This is a genomic window from Flaviramulus aquimarinus (genome assembly GCF_039543205.1).
GTDB classification, from domain to species: domain Bacteria; phylum Bacteroidota; class Bacteroidia; order Flavobacteriales; family Flavobacteriaceae; genus Flaviramulus_B; species Flaviramulus_B aquimarinus.
Window position 1 is genome coordinate 155148 of the sequence record NZ_BAABJH010000005.1, and the last position, 20880, is coordinate 176027.

The 20880-nt window shown below is 32.1% G+C and carries 22 protein-coding genes and 2 tRNA genes; 11 read left to right on the plus strand and 13 right to left on the minus strand.

Features of this window, described 5'->3' with window-relative positions; all coding sequences use genetic code 11:
• Nucleotides 1-9 precede the first annotated feature (9 nt).
• The 5 genes from ABD941_RS11410 to ABD941_RS11430 form a co-directional block, all read right to left on the minus strand.
• A complete protein-coding gene (locus tag ABD941_RS11410; protein WP_345274268.1) occupies nt 10-849 on the minus strand; it encodes a phytoene/squalene synthase family protein in 840 nt (279 codons plus the stop codon).
• A gap of 2 nt (nt 850-851) precedes the next feature.
• Nucleotides 852-2318, minus strand: a complete 1467-nt coding sequence (locus ABD941_RS11415; protein ID WP_345274269.1) for a phytoene desaturase family protein — start codon at nt 2316-2318, stop codon at nt 852-854.
• A gap of 43 nt (nt 2319-2361) precedes the next feature.
• On the minus strand, nt 2362-3261 hold the full coding sequence (locus ABD941_RS11420; protein WP_345274270.1) for a MerR family transcriptional regulator: 900 nt from the start codon (nt 3259-3261) through the stop codon (nt 2362-2364).
• A gap of 156 nt (nt 3262-3417) precedes the next feature.
• Nucleotides 3418-3502 (minus strand) — tRNA-Leu (locus ABD941_RS11425).
• 55 nt (nt 3503-3557) lie between these two features.
• A tRNA-Lys gene (locus ABD941_RS11430) sits at nt 3558-3630 on the minus strand.
• Nucleotides 3631-3771: 141 nt separating this feature from the next.
• Between ABD941_RS11430 and ABD941_RS11435 the strand changes: the two genes are divergently transcribed.
• Nucleotides 3772-4293 (plus strand): shikimate kinase, encoded by a 522-nt coding sequence (locus ABD941_RS11435; RefSeq protein ID WP_345274271.1) that lies wholly within the window; start codon nt 3772-3774, stop codon nt 4291-4293.
• On the opposite strand, the gene ABD941_RS11440 is transcribed toward ABD941_RS11435, so the two are convergent.
• Both ABD941_RS11440 and ABD941_RS11445 read right to left on the minus strand, forming a co-directional pair.
• Nucleotides 4285-4788 carry a phosphoribosyltransferase domain-containing protein gene (locus ABD941_RS11440; protein ID WP_345274272.1) on the minus strand — a complete coding sequence of 168 codons (504 nt, stop codon included), beginning with the start codon at nt 4786-4788 and terminating at the stop codon, nt 4285-4287. The genes ABD941_RS11435 and ABD941_RS11440 overlap by 9 nt on opposite strands.
• A gap of 470 nt (nt 4789-5258) precedes the next feature.
• Complete coding sequence (locus tag ABD941_RS11445; protein WP_345274273.1) at nt 5259-5636, minus strand: RNA-binding S4 domain-containing protein; 378 nt, start codon at nt 5634-5636, stop codon at nt 5259-5261.
• An 82-nt stretch (nt 5637-5718) separates the two neighbouring features.
• On the opposite strand from ABD941_RS11445, the gene ABD941_RS11450 reads away from it, so the two are divergent.
• Nucleotides 5719-6672, plus strand: coding sequence for an FKBP-type peptidyl-prolyl cis-trans isomerase (locus tag ABD941_RS11450; protein WP_345274274.1), 954 nt, complete (start codon nt 5719-5721; stop codon nt 6670-6672).
• Between the two features lie 44 nt (nt 6673-6716).
• On the opposite strand, the gene ABD941_RS11455 is transcribed toward ABD941_RS11450, so the two are convergent.
• Complete coding sequence (locus ABD941_RS11455; RefSeq protein ID WP_345274275.1) at nt 6717-7352, minus strand: outer membrane beta-barrel protein; 636 nt, start codon at nt 7350-7352, stop codon at nt 6717-6719.
• 241 nt (nt 7353-7593) lie between these two features.
• Here ABD941_RS11455 and tgt point away from each other — a divergent pair, with 241 nt between their 5' ends.
• From tgt to ABD941_RS11490, 7 genes are all read left to right on the plus strand, one after another.
• Nucleotides 7594-8724: a tRNA guanosine(34) transglycosylase Tgt gene (gene tgt / locus ABD941_RS11460; protein WP_345274276.1), complete on the plus strand. Its 1131-nt coding sequence runs from the start codon at nt 7594-7596 to the stop codon at nt 8722-8724.
• A 124-nt stretch (nt 8725-8848) separates the two neighbouring features.
• Nucleotides 8849-9925 carry an LptF/LptG family permease gene (locus ABD941_RS11465; protein ID WP_345274277.1) on the plus strand — a complete coding sequence of 359 codons (1077 nt, stop codon included), beginning with the start codon at nt 8849-8851 and terminating at the stop codon, nt 9923-9925.
• Nucleotides 9912-10808, plus strand: a complete 897-nt coding sequence (locus ABD941_RS11470; protein ID WP_345274278.1) for a DMT family transporter — start codon at nt 9912-9914, stop codon at nt 10806-10808. The genes ABD941_RS11465 and ABD941_RS11470 overlap by 14 nt, the downstream gene beginning before the upstream one ends.
• A 69-nt stretch (nt 10809-10877) precedes the next feature.
• Nucleotides 10878-11831, plus strand: coding sequence for an acetyl-CoA carboxylase carboxyltransferase subunit alpha (locus tag ABD941_RS11475; RefSeq protein ID WP_345274279.1), 954 nt, complete (start codon nt 10878-10880; stop codon nt 11829-11831).
• 169 nt (nt 11832-12000) lie between these two features.
• Nucleotides 12001-13539, plus strand: coding sequence for a replicative DNA helicase (dnaB, locus tag ABD941_RS11480; RefSeq protein WP_345274280.1), 1539 nt, complete (start codon nt 12001-12003; stop codon nt 13537-13539).
• Nucleotides 13540-13701: 162 nt separating this feature from the next.
• On the plus strand, nt 13702-14886 hold the full coding sequence (locus ABD941_RS11485) for an asparagine synthetase B (protein WP_345274288.1): 1185 nt from the start codon (nt 13702-13704) through the stop codon (nt 14884-14886).
• A gap of 63 nt (nt 14887-14949) precedes the next feature.
• Complete coding sequence (locus ABD941_RS11490) at nt 14950-15228, plus strand: EF-hand domain-containing protein (RefSeq protein WP_345274281.1); 279 nt, start codon at nt 14950-14952, stop codon at nt 15226-15228.
• Nucleotides 15229-15240: 12 nt separating this feature from the next.
• Here the strand turns inward: ABD941_RS11490 and ABD941_RS11495 are convergent, their stop codons facing one another.
• Nucleotides 15241-15690 (minus strand): hypothetical protein, encoded by a 450-nt coding sequence (locus ABD941_RS11495; RefSeq protein ID WP_345274282.1) that lies wholly within the window; start codon nt 15688-15690, stop codon nt 15241-15243.
• 121 nt (nt 15691-15811) lie between these two features.
• Here ABD941_RS11495 and ABD941_RS11500 point away from each other — a divergent pair, with 121 nt between their 5' ends.
• Together ABD941_RS11500 and ABD941_RS11505 are read left to right on the plus strand one after the other, a co-directional pair.
• Nucleotides 15812-16234, plus strand: a complete 423-nt coding sequence (locus ABD941_RS11500; protein WP_345274283.1) for a secondary thiamine-phosphate synthase enzyme YjbQ — start codon at nt 15812-15814, stop codon at nt 16232-16234.
• Nucleotides 16235-16244: 10 nt separating this feature from the next.
• On the plus strand, nt 16245-17369 hold the full coding sequence (locus ABD941_RS11505; RefSeq protein WP_345274284.1) for an ATP-grasp domain-containing protein: 1125 nt from the start codon (nt 16245-16247) through the stop codon (nt 17367-17369).
• A gap of 117 nt (nt 17370-17486) precedes the next feature.
• Here ABD941_RS11505 and rplT read toward each other — a convergent pair whose 3' ends face one another.
• The 4 genes from rplT to thrS all read right to left on the minus strand — a co-directional run bounded on the left by rplT (nt 17487) and on the right by thrS (nt 20737).
• On the minus strand, nt 17487-17831 hold the full coding sequence (rplT, locus tag ABD941_RS11510; protein ID WP_169669915.1) for a 50S ribosomal protein L20: 345 nt from the start codon (nt 17829-17831) through the stop codon (nt 17487-17489).
• A gap of 104 nt (nt 17832-17935) precedes the next feature.
• Nucleotides 17936-18133 (minus strand): 50S ribosomal protein L35, encoded by a 198-nt coding sequence (gene rpmI, locus ABD941_RS11515; protein ID WP_040250651.1) that lies wholly within the window; start codon nt 18131-18133, stop codon nt 17936-17938.
• A gap of 90 nt (nt 18134-18223) precedes the next feature.
• Entirely contained in the window at nt 18224-18769 is a 546-nt protein-coding gene (gene infC, locus ABD941_RS11520; RefSeq protein ID WP_345274289.1) for a translation initiation factor IF-3, read from the minus strand.
• 33 nt (nt 18770-18802) lie between these two features.
• Nucleotides 18803-20737: a threonine--tRNA ligase gene (gene thrS, locus ABD941_RS11525; RefSeq protein ID WP_345274285.1), complete on the minus strand. Its 1935-nt coding sequence runs from the start codon at nt 20735-20737 to the stop codon at nt 18803-18805.
• Between the last annotated feature and the right edge of the window lie 143 nt (nt 20738-20880).

Below are 20880 nucleotides of genomic sequence, written 5' to 3' on the forward strand. Positions count from 1 at the left end.
ACTAAAATTTTACATTAAATTTAATTGATATTTTACATAACTACGCATTAAAAGTTCAATTTTTTTAGGATTAGAAACGCGTATTCTAGAGTCTTTTATTTTTAAAGCAGGTGTTTTCTTTAGCTTTTTTAGTAATTGGCTATAATACCTATAGGCCATAAAAACACCAAATTTGGCTTCAATAGGTAATTTTTTAATGCCGCTTAACCCTTTTTCAAAATCGGTTTCAATATCATCAATAATATGTTGTTTAGAAACTTCATCTAAATTATTTAAATCCGTATTAGGGAAATAGGTTCGATCCAAACCTTCAAAATCGGCTTTTAAATCTCTTAAAAAATTCACTTTTTGGAATGCAGAACCTAGAGCCATAGCGGTGTCTTTAAGTTCATTGTATTTAGTTTTATCGCCTTTTACAAAAACTTTTAAGCACATAAGGCCCACAACATCGGCAGATCCATAAATATAAGCTTTGTATTCTTCTTCAGTAAGATAGTTGGTTTTATGTAAATCCAAACGCATACTTTTCATAAAGGCGTCAACTAAGGCTTTGTCAATACCGTATTTATGATAGGTGTGTTGAAATGAATTTAGTATGGGGTTTAAACTGATTTTATGTTTCAATGCCAGTTCTAAATCTTCCGAAAACTTGTTAAAAAGGAATGCTTTGTCATAATCATGAAAAGAATCTACAATTTCGTCAGCAAACCGAACAAAACCATAAATATTATAAATATCACTACGAATAGATTTGTACAGCATTTTTGTAGCCAATGAAAAAGACGTACTGTACGTTTTGGTGACTAGTTTGCTACTATGGTAAGATACGGTATCAAATAATGCCTTCATACTTAAATATTGTGGTACTTTGTTACTAAATCTGCTACTAATTTTCCTGATATCAATGAAGGCGGAACTCCAGGCCCAGGAACGGTTAATTGTCCCGTAAAAAATAAATTCTTAACACGTTTACTTTTCAATTTAGGTCTTAAAAAGGCGGTTTGCATTAAAGTATTTGCCATGCCGTATGCATTGCCTTTATAGGAATTATAATCCTTTATAAAATCGTTTATACAAAAACTTTCCTTAAATATAACATGATTTTTTACACTTTGGGAGGTTAAATTTTCAAAACGTGTCATTATTTTTTCAAAATAAGTGGCTCTTAATTCAGGAGTGTCCTCTAAACCAGGAGCTAATGGAATTAAAAAGATACCAGCTTCTTTTCCGTCAGGTGCAGAATTGTTGTCTGTTATACTAGGAAAACTTGCATAGAACAACGGGTTTTCTGGCCATTTAGGGGTGTCATAAATAGCTTCAGCATGAATATCAAAATCTACATCAAAAAATAAGGTATGGTGGTTAACGTTAATTAGTTTTTTATCAAAGCCAACATAAAATAGGAGTGAAGATGGCGCAAAGGTCTTTTTGTTCCAATAGCTTTCAGAATATTGCCTGAATGGTTTGTCTAAAAGCGTTTCTGTGTGGTGGTAATCGGCACCACTAACTACAATATCAGATTTGAATAGCTTACCTTTTGAGACAATGCCTTTAGCCTCTTTATTTTTAACAATGATTTTTTCAATAGGAGCATCTGTTTTTATGGTTACGCCCAGTTCTAAAGCTAAGCGTTCCATGGCTAGTATGACTTGGTACATGCCTTTTTTGGGATGAAAAGTCCCTAAACCAAAATCGGCGTAATTCATAAAACTGTAAAATGAAGGCGTATCGCTAGGTTTAGCACCTAAAAACAATACAGGGAATTCAAGGATTTTTACTAATCTGTCATTCTTAAATTCTTTTCTGACATCACGTTTAATGGTGCTAAAAAATTGATTTACTTTTTTTATGGTTGCTGGTGTAATTAATTCCAAAGCAGAAACCCCAGGGTTATAAACCAAGTCTTTTATAGCTATGTTATAATTGCTTTTAGCAGTCTGTATAAATTTTTTAAGCTTTTTAGAACTACCAGGCTCTTCTTTTTCAAAAGCATTTATAATCTTTTCTAAAGTATTTTCTATAGTAATAAAATCGTCTTTACCAAAGTAAACACTGTAGGCAGGATTTAATTTTTTTAGGATATAGTAATCAGAAGGTTTTTTATTAAAATCAGCAAAAAAGCGTTCAAAAACATCAGGCATCCAATACCAAGTTGGTCCGATGTCAAAAGTAAATCCTTCTTTTACTAATTGCCTTGCTCGACCCCCAATGGTTTTATTTTTTTCAAATACTGTTACATCATAGCCAGCTTGAGCTAAATAACAGGAAGCCGCTAGAGATGAGAAGCCAGAACCAATTATATGTATAGTTTTTTTCATTTGTTTAACAAATATAGTTAAAAGTTAAACAAAAATATAATATTTATAATTCTTTAACTAAATTTTCAATGGAATTGAATATACTTACCTTTTCAGAATGCTTGTCAAGATTTATTTCAGAAAGCTGTTTTCCTAATAATAGTAATTTTGTATTATCTTTTCCTAGAAGCAATGTATTGAATTTATTTATATAATCTGGAATTTCATTTACTATTGGGTACACAGTAAAATATGAAACAAATGTAACTTCATCAAAAAACTCAAGTAAATCGGTTAAACTTTCCATCGGTACACTTTCGCCTAAAAAGATAGTATGGTAACCTTTACTTCTAAGCTGGTAGTTTATAAAAAGCAAACCAATATCATGAATTTCATTTTCAGGTAAAAACAGTACAAATGTTTTTGATACTGGTTTTGGTTCTAAAAGCTGGAGTCTTTCAGTATTTAAAAGAATTTTTTGTTTGATATGAACCGATAAAAAATGTTCGTGAGCGGGAGTAATAGTATTAGTTTGCCATAAGAGACCAATTTCATTCAGTAGTGGTAAAAATACCGAATAGAAAATTTCACTAAAGGTTTTGTTTTCTAAAAGGTTGTTGTAAGTACTGTAAAATAGAACTTGATCAAAATTAATCATGGCCATTTTTAAAGCATTAATGGCATGGTCTTCAATTTTTGCTCTAGATGCAATTTCCCGAACTTTTATAGGTATTTCTTCTTCCTTTAGATTAGCTATTTTAGAAATTTTAAGTCCATTATTATTTAAATATGATATATTTAATAATTTCTGAAAGCTCGTTAAACTGTAGTTTCTAATGTTAGTATCTGATCGATCTGGGCTAAGTAAATTATAACGTTTTTCCCATATTCGTATGGTATGTGCTTTGATACCTGTAAGATTTTCTAAATCTTTAATACTAAAGTTAACCTGAATATTGTTCATCAAAATTTAATTTAAGTTAAACAAAAGTAAGCATAATTATTAGAATACTGGTGAAAAAATATTGATAAAGTATTAAATTTTTAAAAATGGGTGCCATTTTTAATATTACCTAGTGATAGATGTATAAACAACGGGTATGCGTTTTTAAAAGAAAAGTGCGCACGAGAAGATTCGAACTTCCACATCCTAAACGGATACTGGCCCCTCAAGCCAGCGCGTCTACCAATTCCGCCACGTGCGCTTTTAAATAAGTTCTAAAATAAAAAAAGTTAAGCAATATCGCTTAACTTTTTTTGTGACCGGGCTGGGGCTCGAACCCAGGACCCTCTCCTTAAAAGGGAGATGCTCTACCAACTGAGCTACCAGGTCATTAATAATAACTAACATATTGCTGTTAGCGGGTGCAAATATAAAATGTTTAATTAATAAAACAATACTTTTTTTCAATAAATTTTTGTTTTTTTGCACCACTTAAACGTATGTTTTTAATAATCAATTTATAGCATAAAAATGATCATTGTATTAATTGGATATATGGCTTCTGGAAAGACGTCTTTAGGAAAGAAATTAGCTGAAAAATTGAATTATAATTTTATTGATTTAGATGATTTTATTGAAGAAAAGGAAAAATTATCTGTTTCTGATATTTTTAAAACCAAAGGCGAAATCTATTTTAGAAAACAAGAATCATTTTTTTTAAAAGAATTGCTTAACGATAATAGCAATATCATACTATCAGTTGGAGGTGGTACCCCATGTTATAGTAATAATATGCAAGATATTTTAAATGCGGATCATGTAACCAGTATTTATTTAAAAGCTTCAATTTCTACATTAGTTAAAAAACTTATTAAGAAAAAGGATAAACGACCTTTAATTGCTCATATTGAAACCGAAGAAGCCATGGCAGAGTTTATAGGGAAACATTTATTTGAGCGAATACCGTTTTATGATCAGGCAGAAACAAAAGTGACCATTGATGATAAAACAAAAGACGACATTGTTGAAGATATTATTTTAGAATTATTCTAAAACCGCCTCAAAGGTTTTGCCTTCAAGAACAACATGGATATGCTCATGTAATGATGTAGAAAGCGAAATACCTTTAAAATCTGCTTTTACAGGATATTTTTTATGATTTCTGTTTACTAAAACAGCAGTTTTAAATTGCTTTAACGGCACGTTTAAAAAATGCTTAACTCCATAAATTAAAGTAGTCCCTGAGTTTAAAACATCATCAACCAAAACCAAAGACTTATTTTTATAATCATTTTCAGAAATTGAAGTTTTTATTTCAGAAGAAGGATTTTTTTTGTCAATACTAACTTTACAAAGCACAACACTTATATCAGATATTTTTTGAAGTATGGTTTTTAGTTTTTTAGCAAAAACATAACCGTTCTTATCAATACCAGCTAAGATAATTTCCTTTTCATTGACATTTGTTTCATAAATTTGAAACGCAATACGTCTTATTTTATGATTAATTTCATCATGATTAAGTATAATATTATTGATAGCTGTCATTATAGTATATCTAAGAATTTAAAGTATAAAATTACTCATTTTTATCTATTTATTTCATCTTTTTTTAAAGGACAGATATAATAATTAAAAAAAACACCCTTCCTGATAATATTACTAGAAAATCAAGAAGGTAGTGCAAAGGCTGAGAGGTAAAAAGCTATCCGAGCAAACCAACTACATTACTAACAGGTAGATTGCATGGGCAAGCTAACAGATAGCAAACAATAAATGGCCATAGAGCGAGTTCTTTTTATCTGTGGTAGGTGACTCCGTAGTATTTTCAGTAATATGCTCGTAAGCCTAGGTTTTTGCCCTGCTTTTTCATCAATGAAAAAAGTATGGCTTTAAAAGGACTGATAATCAAAAAGTTACAAAACGTCCTGTCAAATGACAAAAGGTGATGCTAAGAAATTATTCGTGTATTTTAACGCTTTAAAGATGTGGGTAGACTGTAGCTTCCTTGGTCAAAATTATGTTGTCAATGTTTCACCCGTAAAATCGTCAATATCCCGTCTATCTTTTTTAGTTGGTCTACCAACACCCTTTTTTCTGTAATACTCTTTAGAATATTTTAAAAGCTCTTGCGCTTCAAACTGTTCCTTTGGCGTAATATCAGTTCTGTAAATATCAACTAATTTAGCACTAATTCTACGTTCAGGAATATCTGTAACAGTAAGCTTATAGTTTATTTGGTTCTTTCTAAGTCCAATAACATCTTGAGGATAAACCTCTCTACTCGGTTTAACAATATCGTCATTAACACGTACTTGGCCTTTCTTACAAGCCGTGGTGGCAAGCGTTCTTGTTTTATAATACCTAACACACCATAAATACTTGTCTATTCGCATACAATTATTACTAAAACTACGTTAATGTTGTTGTGCAAGATTACATTAAAATTGTATCTTGCACCCTCAAAAATAAACAATAATGCGATTAAGAAAAGTTACTTTACTCATTTTAATTTTAACGCTTGGTTTTTTATCTTGTAAAAAGGATGATGATAATGCAACAGAGATAATAATTATCCCACCTAATGATAGAACAGAACAGCAAGTTATAGATAAGGCTTTATTATTAGAATATTTAGACACTCATTACTATAATGCAAGTGCTTTTACGGATGCTAATACGATAAGTACTCAGGATTTGGTTATCACTCAGTTAGAAGATGGTGAAACTGTGCCTGTAGGGAGTAGATTATTAAGTGATCCTAATGTTGTTGAGACTATTACAATAACTTATGCAGATACTACTTATGATTATTATATATTAAGACTAAACCAAGGAGATGGAGTTGACTCTCCGAAATTTGCTGATAGCGTATTTGGAACCTATGAAGGGTTTACATTAGATGGTGAGGTTTTTGATAGTCAAGTTAACCCTGAAGTTTTTTTTGATTTATCTTCAGTGATAGTGGGATGGAGAAAAGTTTTTCCTCAATTTAATACAGCAGTAGGTTTTGCTGAAAATGGTGATGGAACAGTTGATTATATGAATCACGGCTCAGGCGTTATGTTTTTACCATCTGGTTTAGCATATTTTAATGGCACAGGACCTAGTGGAGGAATTACACCTTATTCGCCTCTTATTTTTAAGTTTGATTTATATAAAATGCTTGAAAATGACCAAGATGGTGATGGGATTCCATCTTACTTAGAAGACAGAAATGGAAATGAAGAGCTTCTTACTTTTGAAGGATTTGCCGATGATGATACAGATGGTGATGGTACTCCAGATTATTTTGATTCAGATGATGATGGCGATGGTATACCAACTATAAATGAAGATTTAGATGACGATGGTGATCCAACTAACGACATCGGAAAAAACGGTATAGCCAGATATTTAGATCCAGAAGAAACAGACTTTATAGTTAAGTAAAAATAAACCCTCGTCACACGAGGGTTTATTTTTACTGAAAAGATTTATAAAATCAATGATAAACTCAAAATCAGTTGATCTGGACGTGTGTCTAATCTATTAATATTAACCCCATTATTATCTAAAAAGGTAGCCTCATTATCACTAAAACCACGTTCGTACCTTAAATCAATACCTAACTTTTTTAAGTTAAACGCAACACCAAAGTTTAGCCCAACAGAAAAGTCACTTTCAATATCATTTATAGAAATACCATCAAATTCAGTATCCAAGATATATTGAAGCGATGGACCTGCAAATACACTAATAGGGCCTAGTACTTTAAAACCAACGAGCAAAGGCGCATCAATTTTTTGCATTTTAAAGCTATCATCATTATAATCACTTTTGGTACTAGTATAAACAATCTCTGGTTTAAGATACCAATCCTCCCCAATTTTACCAAATAGCCCAAAATGATAACCAACATTTCTGTCTGGATTTTGTGAATTGTTGTTAATAGATTCAATGTACTTACCATTACCATTGTAATTTAACCCAGCCTTAAAGCCAATACCTTGAGCTGTTTGTGCTATAGAAATTGATGGCGTGATAATAATAACCAATAAAATAAAAAATAGATGTTTACTCACGTCACTAAAACTTTTAAAGTGTTCGTGAAAGCTTTTTAGACTTTTCATAATGTTCGTTTTTAAATTTGAATTATAGAACTTGTTTAAACGAGTTCATTGTATCAAAAACGTTGCCAAAAGCATATTATTTTCTTTTCATAACAATCATTATCACTTTTCAGTTATTTATCTTTACTTCCTGATTGTTATTTCAATAAATTGGAGTCAGTGAACTAACATTAATTTGATAGAATAAAACGAATTTAAATTAAAAAAATATGTAGGTTTGCCAACTTATAGTATCACATAGATGAAATTTGAATTAAAAGCTAAAGATGCTCAAAGTAAAGCCAGAGCAGGTAAAATAACTACAGATCACGGTATTATAGAAACGCCTATTTTTATGCCAGTTGGCACTGTGGCTACTGTAAAAGGTGTCCACCAACGCGAGTTAAAAGAAGATATAAATCCTGATATCATATTAGGGAATACTTACCATTTGTATTTGCGTCCACAAACCCATATTATTGAAAAGGCTGGTGGACTTCATAAGTTTATGAATTGGGATAGAAATATTTTAACAGATTCTGGAGGTTACCAAGTATATTCACTGTCAGCTAACAGAAAAATTAAGGAAGAAGGTGTTAAGTTTAAATCGCATATAGACGGCAGTTACCATACCTTCACACCAGAAAACGTTATGGAAATCCAGCGTAGTATTGGAGCGGATATCATCATGGCTTTTGACGAGTGTACACCTTACCCTTGTGATTATAATTATGCAAAGCGTTCCATGCATATGACGCACCGTTGGTTAAATAGATGTATAAACCATTTAGAAAAAACACCATTAAAATACGATTATAACCAAGCTTTTTTTCCTATAGTACAAGGAAGTACATATAAAGATTTACGTAAGCAGTCTGCAGAATATATAGCCAACGCAGGAGCTGTTGGTAATGCTATTGGTGGTTTATCTGTAGGTGAGCCAGCAGAAGAAATGTATGCCATGACCGATGTGGTTTGTTCCATTTTGCCAGAAGATAAACCGCGTTATTTAATGGGCGTTGGTACTCCAATCAATATTTTGGAAAATATAGCGTTAGGTGTAGATATGTTTGATTGTGTAATGCCAACAAGAAATGCCAGAAATGGGATGTTATTTACAGCCCAAGGCACTATAAATATTAAAAATTTAAAATGGGCAGATGATTTTTCTCCAATAGATGATATGGGAATTACATTTGTAGATACCGAATATAGCAAAGCCTATTTAAGACATTTATTTACCGTTAATGAGTTGTTAGGAAAACAAATAGCTACTATTCATAATTTGGGGTTTTATTTATGGTTGGTTCGCGAAGCAAGAAAACATATATTAGCAGGAGATTTTAAAATCTGGAAAGAAAAAATGGTAAAACAAATGGATAACCGTTTATAAGACATTTTAGAATATAGAGTAAAGAGTAAAGAGTAAAGAACAAAGAGTAACGAACAAGGAAGAATTATACTTCAACAGTCTTTTTTCTATTATCTTTTTTCTTAAAAATAAACAAGACATTGAATTGAAAATTTTAGATTGGTACATATTAAAGCGCTATTTATTTACATTTTTTATGATGCTACTATTGTTTATTCCCATAGGAATAACAGTACATCTAGCTGAGAAAATCGGAAAGATTCTTGAAAATGAAGTGCCTTTAAATGAAGTTTTACTCTACCTTCTGGATTTTACCATTTATTTTGCTCATTTATTATTTCCGCTATTTTTATTCTTATCGGTTATTTGGTTTACATCCAAGCTTGCTAATAATACCGAAGTTATTGCTTTTTTGAGTTCAGGAGTTTCATTTACACGTTTTTTAAGGCCTTATATGATTGGAGCCACGATAGTAGGTCTTTTAGCTATTTTATTAGGCTTATTTTTAGCGCCAAAAGCAAGCGAAGGATTTAATGATTTTCATTATAAATACTTCAAAAGAGGGCGAAGTGCCGTTGTTAATACCAATGTATTTAGGCAGATAAATGATAGCGATATTATATACGTGAGTAATTTTGATGTTAAAAATAAAACAGGTAGTAACTTTACTTTAGAGCATTTTGAAGACAATAAGCTTAAATACAAAATTTCTGCCAATACCATAAAGTATATAGAAGCAGATACCATGTATAGGTTGACTAATTATGTGAAAAGAGATATTGGGGAACATGAAGATGTCTTGGAAAAAGAAAGAAAAAAAGACACCTTGTTTTCATTTCATGTTGATGATCTCATACCAGTAATTTATGCTGCAGAAACCAAAATGTATGGCGATTTAAAACAATTTATAGCAAAAGAAGAAGCCCGTGGATCATCAAATGTCGGGCGCTTTAAATTGGTATTATATCGAAAATGGAGTTTGCCAGTATCCGTATTTATATTAACTATTATAGCCGTGGCAGTATCGTCAATAAAGCGACGAGGAGGCATGGGAGTTAATCTAGCCGTAGGTATCTGTATAGCTATGGTATTTGTGTTTTTCGACAAAATTTTTGGAGTTATGGCAGAACAATCAGATTTCCCACCAATAATTGCTGTGTGGTTTCCTAATATCATTTTTGGTATTTTAGCAACATATCTGTTATATAATGCTAAACGATAAAGTAAAAAACTATATTCACCTTCATTTTTTAGTTTTTATTGCTGGATTTACCGCTGTTTTAGGAGAATTGATAACTATTAAAGCGGTGGCTTTAGTTTGGTATAGAATGATTATAGCCGCTATTCTAATGCTTATTTATATTAAAATAGCAAAGGTTAAATTAAAAATTAAGCCAAAGGCTATACTTAGATTTTCAATAGCAGGAATAATTATAGCATTACATTGGATTACTTTTTTTGGAGCTATAGATGAATCTAATATATCCATTACGCTGGCTATGTTTTCAACAGGAGCATTTTTCGCCTCTTTTATTGAACCGATCATATATAAGCGACGTATAATTTCGTACGAAATTATTTTCGGAATTATTGTCATTATTGGGGTGTTTATAATAACGCAAAGCGAAATAAAATACCTTATAGGCATTCTTCTTGGGATTTCCTCGGCATTTTTATCATCATTATTTGCTGTACTAAATGGTACTTTTTTAAAGCACCATACCGCTACTACAATTTCCTTTTATGAATTTTTAAGTGGTGTTTTGTTTATTTCTATTTATATATTGTTTTTTGGAGAAGGGTTTTCAGTAGAATTTTTTAATATCAGTACATCAGACTTAGCGTACCTGTTTGTATTAGCCTCAATATGTACAGCTTACGCATTTATAGCATCTGTATATGTTATGAAAATTATTAGCCCCTATACAGTCGTATTAACATACAATTTAGAGCCTATATATGGTATTATTATGGCTATGATTTTATTTCCAGAGAAAGAAAAAATGAGTCCAGCCTTTTATTACGGCGCTATGATTATTATAAGTGTGGTTATTTTAAATGCCCTATTAAAAAATAGTAGAAAATTAAAAAGAAATCATTCATAGTACTCTAAGAAGATTAAAGTTTTTATATTTGTGGACTAACTAAATGATAACTTCCTAAACAAAATTTTTATGGAATATTTAGAATTTGAACTTCCAATAAAAGAGCTTGAAGATCAATTGCAAAAATGTAAAGTAATTGGAGAAGAGAGTGAAGTAGATGTAACAGAAACATGTGCGCAAATAGAAAAAAAACTAGCCGTAGCTCAAAAAGATATATATAAAAACTTAACACCGTGGCAACGTGTTCAATTATCCCGCCATCCAAACAGACCTTATACATTAGATCATATAAGAGCTATTTGTGGGGATTCATTTTTAGAACTTCATGGAGACCGAAGCTTTAAAGATGATAAAGCGATGATAGGTGGATTAGGTAAAATTGGCAGCCAAAGTTTTATGTTCATTGGGCAGCAAAAAGGATTTAATACAAAAACAAGACAGTATAGAAACTTTGGGATGGCAAATCCAGAAGGGTATCGTAAAGCATTGCGCCTAATGAAATCTGCTGAAAAATTTGGAATTCCAGTTGTAACACTTTTAGATACACCAGGTGCTTATCCAGGTTTAGAAGCTGAAGAACGCGGACAAGGTGAAGCTATTGCAAGAAATATTTTAGAAATGACCCGATTAAAAGTGCCTGTAATTACTATTGTAATTGGCGAAGGCGCTTCAGGTGGTGCTTTAGGTATTGGCGTTGGAGATAAAGTTTTAATGTTAGAAAACACTTGGTATTCAGTAATTTCTCCAGAATCATGTTCCTCAATTTTATGGCGTAGTTGGGAATATAAAGAACAAGCCGCAGAAGCTTTAAAATTAACTGCTTCGGATATGAAGAAGTTTAAATTAGTAGACGGGATCATCAAAGAACCTCTTGGAGGTGCACATAGAGATAGAGAAAAAACTTTTAAAGCGGTTAGCGATGCCATCGTAAAATCTTATCAAGAACTTAAAAACTTATCACCAAAAGATTTAGTAGCACAGCGTATGGAGAAATATGCTCAAATGGGTGTGTACAAAGGTTAAGTCTTTTAAAACCATATCATAATAAAATCCTGAAGTGTATCACTTCAGGTTTTTTTTATGCTTATTGACAATATTTTTAAGTTATTAACAGTTAAAATGTTAACCGTTAGTTAACAATCACAAAATAAATAATAGCTAAAGCTCTTTCTTTTTAGTTAATTTTACAGTTATGAAACAACCAAACCAAGTAGCCGGATATAAAGTAGATAAAAGCACACTTATTAGTCTTGAAAAAGGAAAAATACCTCCGCAAGCTATTGATTTAGAGGAAGTTGTTTTAGGAGCGATGATGATTGACAAAAAAGGCGTTGATGAGGTTATTGATATTTTAAGTCCTGAATCGTTTTATAAAGAAGCACACCAACATATTTTTGAAGCTATTTTTCATCTGTTTGAAAACAGTGAACCAGTTGACTTATTAACCGTTTCAACACAGTTAAAGAAAAATTCAAAACTAGAACGTTCAGGTGGCGATTTTTACCTTATTTCGTTAACACAAAAAGTATCATCTTCAGCACATATCGAGTTTCATGCGCGCATTATTTTGCAGAAATTTATACAACGTAGTTTGATTAAAATTTCTAACGAAATTATTGAAGAATCTTACGATGAAACTAAAGATGTTTTCGACTTATTAGATAAAGCTGAATCTAAATTATACGAAGTTACTCAAGGAAATATTAAAAAATCAAGTGAAACAGCACAAGATTTAGTAATACAAGCCAAAAAGAAAATTGAAGAGATTTCTAATAAAGAAGGCCTTAGTGGTATTCCAACTGGGTTTAATAAACTGGATAAATTAACCTCAGGTTGGCAACCATCCGATTTAATTATTGTGGCTGCACGTCCAGGTATGGGTAAAACAGCATTAACGCTGTCTATGGCAAGAAATATTGCTGTAGACCAAAATATACCAGTAGCATTTTTCTCGTTGGAGATGGCCTCAGTACAATTAATAACACGTTTAATTTCTAGTGAAACAGGCTTGTCTTCTGAAAAATTAAGAACCGGAAAACTTGAAAAGCACGAATGGGAACAACTTAATGTAAAAGTAAAAGGTTTAGAAAAAGCACCGTTGTTTATTGACGATACCCCGTCACTTTCTATTTTCGATTTAAGAGCAAAAGCCCGCCGTTTATCATCACAACATGGTATAAAATTGATCATGATTGATTATTTACAATTAATGACAGGTGGAAGTAACCATGGTGGAAACCGTGAGCAAGAAATATCCATGATTTCTAGAAACCTTAAAGCTTTGGCAAAAGAACTTATGGTTCCTGTTATAGCTTTGTCGCAGTTATCTCGTGCTGTTGAAACTCGTGGCGGTAGTAAACGTCCGTTGTTATCCGATTTACGTGAATCTGGAGCCATCGAGCAAGATGCCGATATTGTAAGTTTTATTTACAGACCAGAGTATTATAAAATTGATGAATGGGATGATGATGAACGTTCACCTACTGAAGGACAAGCAGAATTTATTATAGCAAAACACCGTAATGGAGGTTTAGAAAATATACGTTTGAAATTTATTGGAAACTTAGGTAAGTTTGATAATTTAGATGATTTTGACTCACCTTTCGAGTTTCATTCTAAAATGAATGCTGCTGCAAACGATGATACGTTTAAAGCAGATAATTTTAAGGCAAGCCCAGACCAAGCCTTTGGCAGTTCATTTAATGATCATGAGGATGATGTACCGTTTTAAGAATTAAACTCCTGTTAAATACATTCAATAAAAATAAATTTTAAGTATCTTTCTTGCTTAATTTGAAAACCAATATTTTCATTGAATACAAGAAAGCTCATTATTATTATATTCTTCTTCATTATTAATTATAATGCTTTTGCATCCTATATCCTAATACCTATGGATGCCAAAAGTCAAAAAAATCACTTAAAAGCTTACGGTATAACCTATTGGACCTTAACTAAGGAGCTAAAAGTAAAATGGTTGCTTAATTATAGAGGAGGTTCTTTTTTATTACCAGATTCAGATAATATTCAACGCGAATGTCAAATACGCGGTATTTCATTTGAAGTTATTTCTAATTCCAAGGCTGAAAGTATTTTAGAGGCGATAAGCAGTCCAAGTAAAAATATGGAAGCCGTAGTTTTAGAAAAAGCGCCAAAAATAGCAGTATATACACCAAAAGGGAAACTGCCCTGGGACGATGCTGTAACCATGGTTTTGCAATATGCAGAGATTCCTTATGAAACTATTTATGATGAAGAAGTTTTAAATGACGGTCTGTTGCTTTTTGATTGGTTGCACTTGCATCATGAAGATTTTACAGGACAATTGGGTAAGTTTTATGCGCAATATCGGGCAGCTTCTTGGTACATTGAAGAAAAAAAAGATGCTGAGAAACTAGCCGAAAAGCTTGGATATAATAAAGTTTCAGATGCAAAATTAGCAGTAGCTCTAAAAATTCGTGATTATGTTATCGGAGGCGGATTTATGTTTGCAATGTGTAGTGCTACAGATAGTTTTGATATCGCATTATCTGCCGAAGGTGTAGATATTTGTGAACCGATGTTTGATGGTGATGGTAGTGATCCAGCCTATCAAAATAAAATTGATTACCGTAAAACTTTTGCATTTAATAATTTTATATTAGAACGAAATCCAAAAGTTTATGAGTTTTCATCTATTGATATGACTAGAAAACGGATGATTCCAAAAACAGCTGATTATTTTACGCTTATGGAATTCTCGGCTAAATGGGATCCAATTCCTACCATGCTGTGTCAAAACCATACAGCACTTTTAAAAGGGTTTATGGGGCAAACAACAGCGTTTACAAGAGATGAAATCAAATCAAATGTATTGGTTATGGGAGAAACCAAATCCAACGGAGAAGCAAAGTATATACACGGTATAAAAGGAAAAGGATTTTTTACATTTTATGGGGGACATGACCCAGAAGATTATCAACATAGAGTAGGGGATTCCAAAACAGAACTCGATTTACATCCAACATCACCAGGTTATCGATTAATATTGAACAATGTTTTATTTCCAGCAGCAAGAAAGAAAAAACAAAAAACATAGTTTTTAATTGTTTTTTAAACCTTCAAATACAATTTTCAAACTAACAACTAATCAACATAAACTATGGCATCAAAAAAATCAATTTTAAAGAAAGTTCAAATCGTTATAACCAAGCATTTTAAAACACCAGAAGATGCTTTTAATTTTTTTGATAAAAATGGAAATAGAAAATTATCCAAAAAAGAAATAGTAGCTTTGTTAAAAGAAGCGGAAATTAATGGGTTTATTCGAGGGCTTGTCACTACAAAACTTATTGAAGGTTATGATAAAGATGGCGATGGTTTAATCGATTGGAAAGAGTTTAAAGCAGCAGTTGCAGAAATAGTAAAAGGATCTAAATAAAAAATCTAGATTTTAATCTATAATAATAACCATTTTTTCAAACGTATAAATAAAGCCATCAGCAGCAATTCCTGCTAAGGTTACATTTTGATTTAAGGTAAAAGTTTCGGTGTCTTCTGAAATTGTTAACAAGCCAAATTCTATAGAGTCATTTACAGTTAGAAATAAATTGGAATCATTTTCTGAAAAAATATAACTGTAATTCCCTGAGTCTAATCCATCCTGAAGCATATCATCTGTATTTTTATTAATAACAGTTAAACTTCCAGTGAGTTCGTTAAAAACCCAAATAATATCACCGATTTCAAAATTATCATTAACACCAGCAAAGCCACCAGAAGTATTAATGAGGTTCCACTGTGTTATAGTTATTTGATTATTGCTAGTGTTGTCTACATTATTTACAGAGCAACTAAACAATACGCTAACACATATAAGTATAATTATAAATCGTATTTTCATAAGAGACAAACGTTTGGTTTTATTATAAAGATGAAAATCTATTAAAAAGGTTGCGTTTAAATTAGAATAAAAAACAGACCACATAAGCCCTTATTTGTAATTAAATCTATATTTTAATAAAATGAAATTTTCCCAAAAAGAAATAACGTTGAAACCATATAGCAGAGGATTTCATTTAATTACAAATGAAATTTTAAATGCAATTCCAGAAATTAAAGACATTGAAATAGGCCAATTACAAATCTTTATAAAACATACTTCGGCCAGTTTAACTATAAATGAAAATGCAGATCATACGGTAAGAACCGATTTTGAAAGCCATTTAAATAGTATGGTTCCTGAAAATATATCATATTATGAACATACTTACGAAGGCTCTGATGATATGCCAGCCCATATAAAAGCATCTTTATTAGGAGCTTCGGTACAAATACCTGTAACCAATGGTAAATTAAATTTAGGCATTTGGCAAGGCGTTTATTTGTGTGAGCATAGAAACCATGGCGGTGTGAGAAAAATAGTTATAACTGCTTTTGGAGTATGAAAATTTTAAAATGAAAAGCCTTAAGCCATTTTCCGTTTTGATACCAGATGCCAATTCGCCATATTTTTTGGGCGTATTATATAGCTTGTCTCAAATTAAAGGCATTAAGATTTATGTGATGTCTAGTTTAAAGTATAGTCCTATAAAATATTCCATTTATATTAAAAACTATAGTTATTTCCCAAATTTAAATAGTGATATACAATGGGTAAATTGTATTGATAGTGAAGTCAAGAGATTTAACATTGATTTAGTAATGCCAGTAGATGAATATGGTATCCGGTTAACTATTAAAAACAAGGCATTGTTTTCATGTGCAGAAAAATTATGCATTATACCTTCAATTAAAAATTTTGATATAGCCAATAATAAAGGCGTCTTATCAAAGCATATGCATAAAAACCAAATTAAATGCTCTAAAGGTATAATCGTAAAAGCGGGAAATATTTTAAAAGAAACTTTGATTAATTTTCCAGTAATAATAAAACCTGTTGAAGGATTTGGAGGCGGAAGAGGAATGCAAAAATTTGAGACAAGGCAAAGTGTTGAAGATTTTTTTTTAATGAATACATTCAATTATGATTATCTCATTGAGGAATACATAGAAGGCTATGATTTAGGTGTTAATGTTTTATGTGAAAAGGGAACTATTTTAGCTTATACCATGCAAAAAGGAAATTTATTCCATGACCAACCTTTTAAGCCACAAATTGGATTGGATTTTTTATACGAACCCGAATTGTATATTGAAGTTAAAAAGCTAGTAAAATCTTTGAATTGGTCTGGAGTCGCAAATATAGATGTCCGATATGATAAAAATAAGAAAGCATATAAGATTTTAGAGATTAACCCAAGGTTTTGGTACACATTAGATGCTTCGTTATGTGCGGGGGTTAACTTCCCTTATTTATACTGTTTAAGTAGTTTGGGAGTAAATTATAATATACCAAACTATAAATGTATTAGTTATTTAAACTTGAATGGTTTATTGAAAACCTTTAAAGGAAATAAGCGGTTTATTTTTAGAATAAAATATCTTTTTAATAACACGATACTTAAATTTCTACTTAGAGATCCTTTAGTATTAGGATATCGGATTTTTAATAGTATAGGAAATAGATTGAAAAATAAATAATTTCTCTAGTTTTTCAAAACCTAAGCTAAGCATGTTTATTACATAAAAAAAATCCGATTCGAAAGAATCGGATTTTTTATTAAGCGAATAATATGATTTTACAATAGGCTAAGTGCCTTATTTTACTTTCTCTACTACAGCTTTAAAAGCCTCAGGGTTATTCATAGCTAAATCTGCTAAAACCTTACGGTTTAATTCAATATCATTAGCTTTTAATTTCCCCATAAATTGAGAATAAGATAAACCATGTTCTCTGGCTCCAGCGTTAATACGCGTAATCCATAAAGCACGAAATGTTCTCTTTTTGTTTCTACGGTCTCTATACGAGTATTGCATCGCTTTATCAACCGCATTTTTTGCTACTGTCCAAACGTTTTTACGTCTCCCAAAGTAACCTTTTGCTTGTTTAAGAACCTTTTTTCTTCTGGCTCTTTTTGCTACAGAATTTACTGATCTTGGCATAATTTTAATTGTTTTTTGTAGCGGGCGTTCTGAACTTATTTCAAAATCTTTTTATTGGCCACGCTCCAGGGTTTATAAATTGTTTTAACCAATTAAAACGCGTGTTACTTTAAACGTAACATGGTTTTAATGTTATTTTCGTCAGCCTTATGCACTAATGTGTCATGGGTTAACGCAAGCTTACGCTTTTTAGACTTCTTTGTTAAGATGTGACTCTTAAAAGCGTGCTTTCTTTTGATCTTACCAGTACCTGTAAGCTTAAAACGCTTTTTGGCACTAGATTTTGTTTTCATTTTAGGCATTTCTTCTCCTAGTTTTAATTATTTCGCTTAATTATTTTAGTGCTGAACTCGTTTCAGCATCTTATTTTATAATTTATTACTCTCGCCAATTTACTTCTTAGGAGCAATAAACATCGTCATTCTTTTTCCTTCGAGTCTCGGCATTTGTTCAACTTTACCAAACTCTTCTAAATCTTGAGCTAGACGTAATAATAATATTTGACCTTGCTCTTTAAATATAATAGATCGTCCTTTAAAAAAGACAAAAGCTTTTAACTTTGCGCCTTCTTTTAAGAACTTCACAGCATGTTTCTTCTTAAATTCGTAATCATGGTCGTCTGTATTCGGACCAAAACGAATTTCTTTTATAATAACTTTAGTAGCCTTAGACTTTAAAGCCTTATCTCGTTTCTTTTGTTCGTAAAGAAACTTTTTGTAATCCATAACCTTACAAACAGGCGGATCAGCATTAGGAGAGATCTCTACTAAATCTAACTCTTGTTCGTTTGCTATTCGCATAGCGTCACCTTTGGTATAAATACCAATTTCTACATTCTCACCTACAAGACGTAGTTTTTGCGCTGTAATCTTAGAGTTAATCTTATGTTTATCCTCTTGTGAAACCCTTCTAGGTTGCTGTCTTCTTCTAATTGCTATGGCGTTATGGTTTTAAATTAAACTTATTATTTGTTAAAACGATTTTAACGTTTTTTTTATGTCTTCTTTTATTATTTCAGAGAAAGCTTCTACAGAAATCATGCCTAAATCTACACCACCGTGTTGTCTTACGGTAATTTTACCTTCTTGTTCTTCTTGTTCGCCAATGATAATCATATATGGGTGTTTCTGCATTTCGGCCTCCCTGATTTTCTTTCCTATAGTCTCATTTCTATGGTCTACAAGGGCGCGAATTTCGTCATTTTCTAGCAAATTTAAAACTTTTTCAGAGTATTTTTCATATTTCTCGCTAATTGATAATATAATAGCCTGAGTTGGCATTAACCAAAGCGGGAAATTCCCTCCTGTATGTTCTAATAATAATGCAACAAAACGCTCCATACTTCCAAAAGGTGCACGATGAATCATGATAGGTCTGTGTGATTCATTATCACTCCCTTTATAAGTTAAATCAAAACGCTCTGGCAAGTTATAATCGACTTGAATGGTGCCTAGCTGCCAACGTCTGCCTAAAGCATCTTTAACCATAAAGTCTAACTTAGGACCATAAAATGCGGCTTCGCCTTCCTCAATAACAAAATCTAAACCTTTATCAGTAGCCGCATTAATAATAGCTTGCTCAGCTTTTTCCCAGTTTGTAACATCACCTATATATTTTTCTGGATTTTTTGGATCCCTTACAGAAACCTGAGCAGTAAAGTTTTCAAAGCCTAATGACCCAAAAACATAAAGCACTAAATCAATAACATCTTTAAACTCTTTATCCAACTGTTCTGGCATGCAAAATAGGTGGGCATCATCTTGAGTAAAACCACGTACACGAGTTAAACCATGTAATTCACCACTTTGCTCATATCTATAAACCGTACCAAATTCAGCATAACGCTTTGGTAAATCTTTATAACTCCATTGCGAGCTGTTGTAAATTTCACAATGGTGCGGGCAGTTCATAGGCTTTAATAAAAACTCCTCATCCTCTTTAGGCGTTGTAATAGGTTGGAAACTATCGGCACCATATTTAGCATAATGACCAGAAGTTTCGTAAAGTTCTTTCTGTCCGATATGTGGGGTAACCACCATCTCGTAACCTGCTTTTTTCTGCGCAGCTTTTAAAAAGTTTTCTAAGCGCTCACGTAATGCAGCGCCTTTAGGCAGCCATAAGGGTAAACCTTGACCAACTTTTTGTGAAAAAGTAAAAAGCTCTAATTCCTTACCAAGTTTTCTGTGATCACGTTTTTTTGCTTCCTCAAGCATGTGTAAATACTCAGTAAGCTCCTTTTGTTTAGGGAAAGAAATTCCATAAACACGAGTTAACTGTGGTTTGTTTTCATCACCGCGCCAGTAAGCACCAGCAACACTTAATACTTTAACGGCTTTTATAATGCCCGTATTGGGGATATGCCCACCACGACATAAATCAGTAAAGGTAGCGTGGTCACAAAATGTAATGGTGCCATCTTCCAAATTTTCAATCAATTCCGTTTTGAATTCATTGTCTTTATATAAGGACAGAGCATCAGTTTTAGAAACGGCTCTCAAACTAAAATCATGTTTGCCACGTGCAATCTCCAACATTTTAGTTTCAATGGCCTTAAAATCCTTTTCAGAAACTGTATGCTCACCAAAGTCAACATCATAATAAAACCCATTCTCAATCGCAGGACCAATAGTAAGTTTCGCACCTGTATATAACTCCTCAATAGCTTGGGCTAAAACGTGCGCAGAACTATGCCAAAAAGCAGTTTTTCCAGCATCGTCGCGCCATGTATATAAAACCAACGAACCGTCTGTAGTTAATGGGGTTACAGTTTCCACGGTTGTACCATTAAAATTCGCCGAAATTACGTTTCTAGCAAACCCCTCACTAATGCTTTTCGCAACATCCATTGGTGTAACGCCTTCGTTAAACGTTTTTACACTGCCATCAGGTAATGTTATATGTATCATTAAAATAATTTAAATTAAGGGTGCAAAGATAATAGTATAAACAAACCCACACAATATATATGTATAAATTCATTATGGGTTTCCCCTTCCTAGGATTAAGGTCTGTTTTTCTGCAGTGGTTTTTTTATGTTTCAAATAGGTAG

Coding starts and splice junctions, on each gene's coding strand:
- ABD941_RS11410 (WP_345274268.1), bottom strand. CDS start 849: ATGAAGGCATTATTTGATACCGTATCTTACCATAGTAGCAAACTAGTC.
- ABD941_RS11415 (WP_345274269.1), bottom strand. CDS start 2,318: ATGAAAAAAACTATACATATAATTGGTTCTGGCTTCTCATCTCTAGCG.
- ABD941_RS11420 (WP_345274270.1), bottom strand. CDS start 3,261: ATGAACAATATTCAGGTTAACTTTAGTATTAAAGATTTAGAAAATCTT.
- ABD941_RS11435 (WP_345274271.1), top strand. CDS start 3,772: ATGATCATTGTATTAATTGGATATATGGCTTCTGGAAAGACGTCTTTA.
- ABD941_RS11440 (WP_345274272.1), bottom strand. CDS start 4,788: ATGACAGCTATCAATAATATTATACTTAATCATGATGAAATTAATCAT.
- ABD941_RS11445 (WP_345274273.1), bottom strand. CDS start 5,636: ATGCGAATAGACAAGTATTTATGGTGTGTTAGGTATTATAAAACAAGA.
- ABD941_RS11450 (WP_345274274.1), top strand. CDS start 5,719: ATGCGATTAAGAAAAGTTACTTTACTCATTTTAATTTTAACGCTTGGT.
- ABD941_RS11455 (WP_345274275.1), bottom strand. CDS start 7,352: ATGAAAAGTCTAAAAAGCTTTCACGAACACTTTAAAAGTTTTAGTGAC.
- tgt (WP_345274276.1), top strand. CDS start 7,594: ATGAAATTTGAATTAAAAGCTAAAGATGCTCAAAGTAAAGCCAGAGCA.
- ABD941_RS11470 (WP_345274278.1), top strand. CDS start 9,912: ATGCTAAACGATAAAGTAAAAAACTATATTCACCTTCATTTTTTAGTT.
- ABD941_RS11475 (WP_345274279.1), top strand. CDS start 10,878: ATGGAATATTTAGAATTTGAACTTCCAATAAAAGAGCTTGAAGATCAA.
- dnaB (WP_345274280.1), top strand. CDS start 12,001: ATGAAACAACCAAACCAAGTAGCCGGATATAAAGTAGATAAAAGCACA.
- ABD941_RS11485 (WP_345274288.1), top strand. CDS start 13,702: ATGGATGCCAAAAGTCAAAAAAATCACTTAAAAGCTTACGGTATAACC.
- ABD941_RS11490 (WP_345274281.1), top strand. CDS start 14,950: ATGGCATCAAAAAAATCAATTTTAAAGAAAGTTCAAATCGTTATAACC.
- ABD941_RS11495 (WP_345274282.1), bottom strand. CDS start 15,690: ATGAAAATACGATTTATAATTATACTTATATGTGTTAGCGTATTGTTT.
- ABD941_RS11500 (WP_345274283.1), top strand. CDS start 15,812: ATGAAATTTTCCCAAAAAGAAATAACGTTGAAACCATATAGCAGAGGA.
- ABD941_RS11505 (WP_345274284.1), top strand. CDS start 16,245: ATGAAAAGCCTTAAGCCATTTTCCGTTTTGATACCAGATGCCAATTCG.
- rplT (WP_169669915.1), bottom strand. CDS start 17,831: ATGCCAAGATCAGTAAATTCTGTAGCAAAAAGAGCCAGAAGAAAAAAG.
- rpmI (WP_040250651.1), bottom strand. CDS start 18,133: ATGCCTAAAATGAAAACAAAATCTAGTGCCAAAAAGCGTTTTAAGCTT.
- thrS (WP_345274285.1), bottom strand. CDS start 20,737: ATGATACATATAACATTACCTGATGGCAGTGTAAAAACGTTTAACGAA.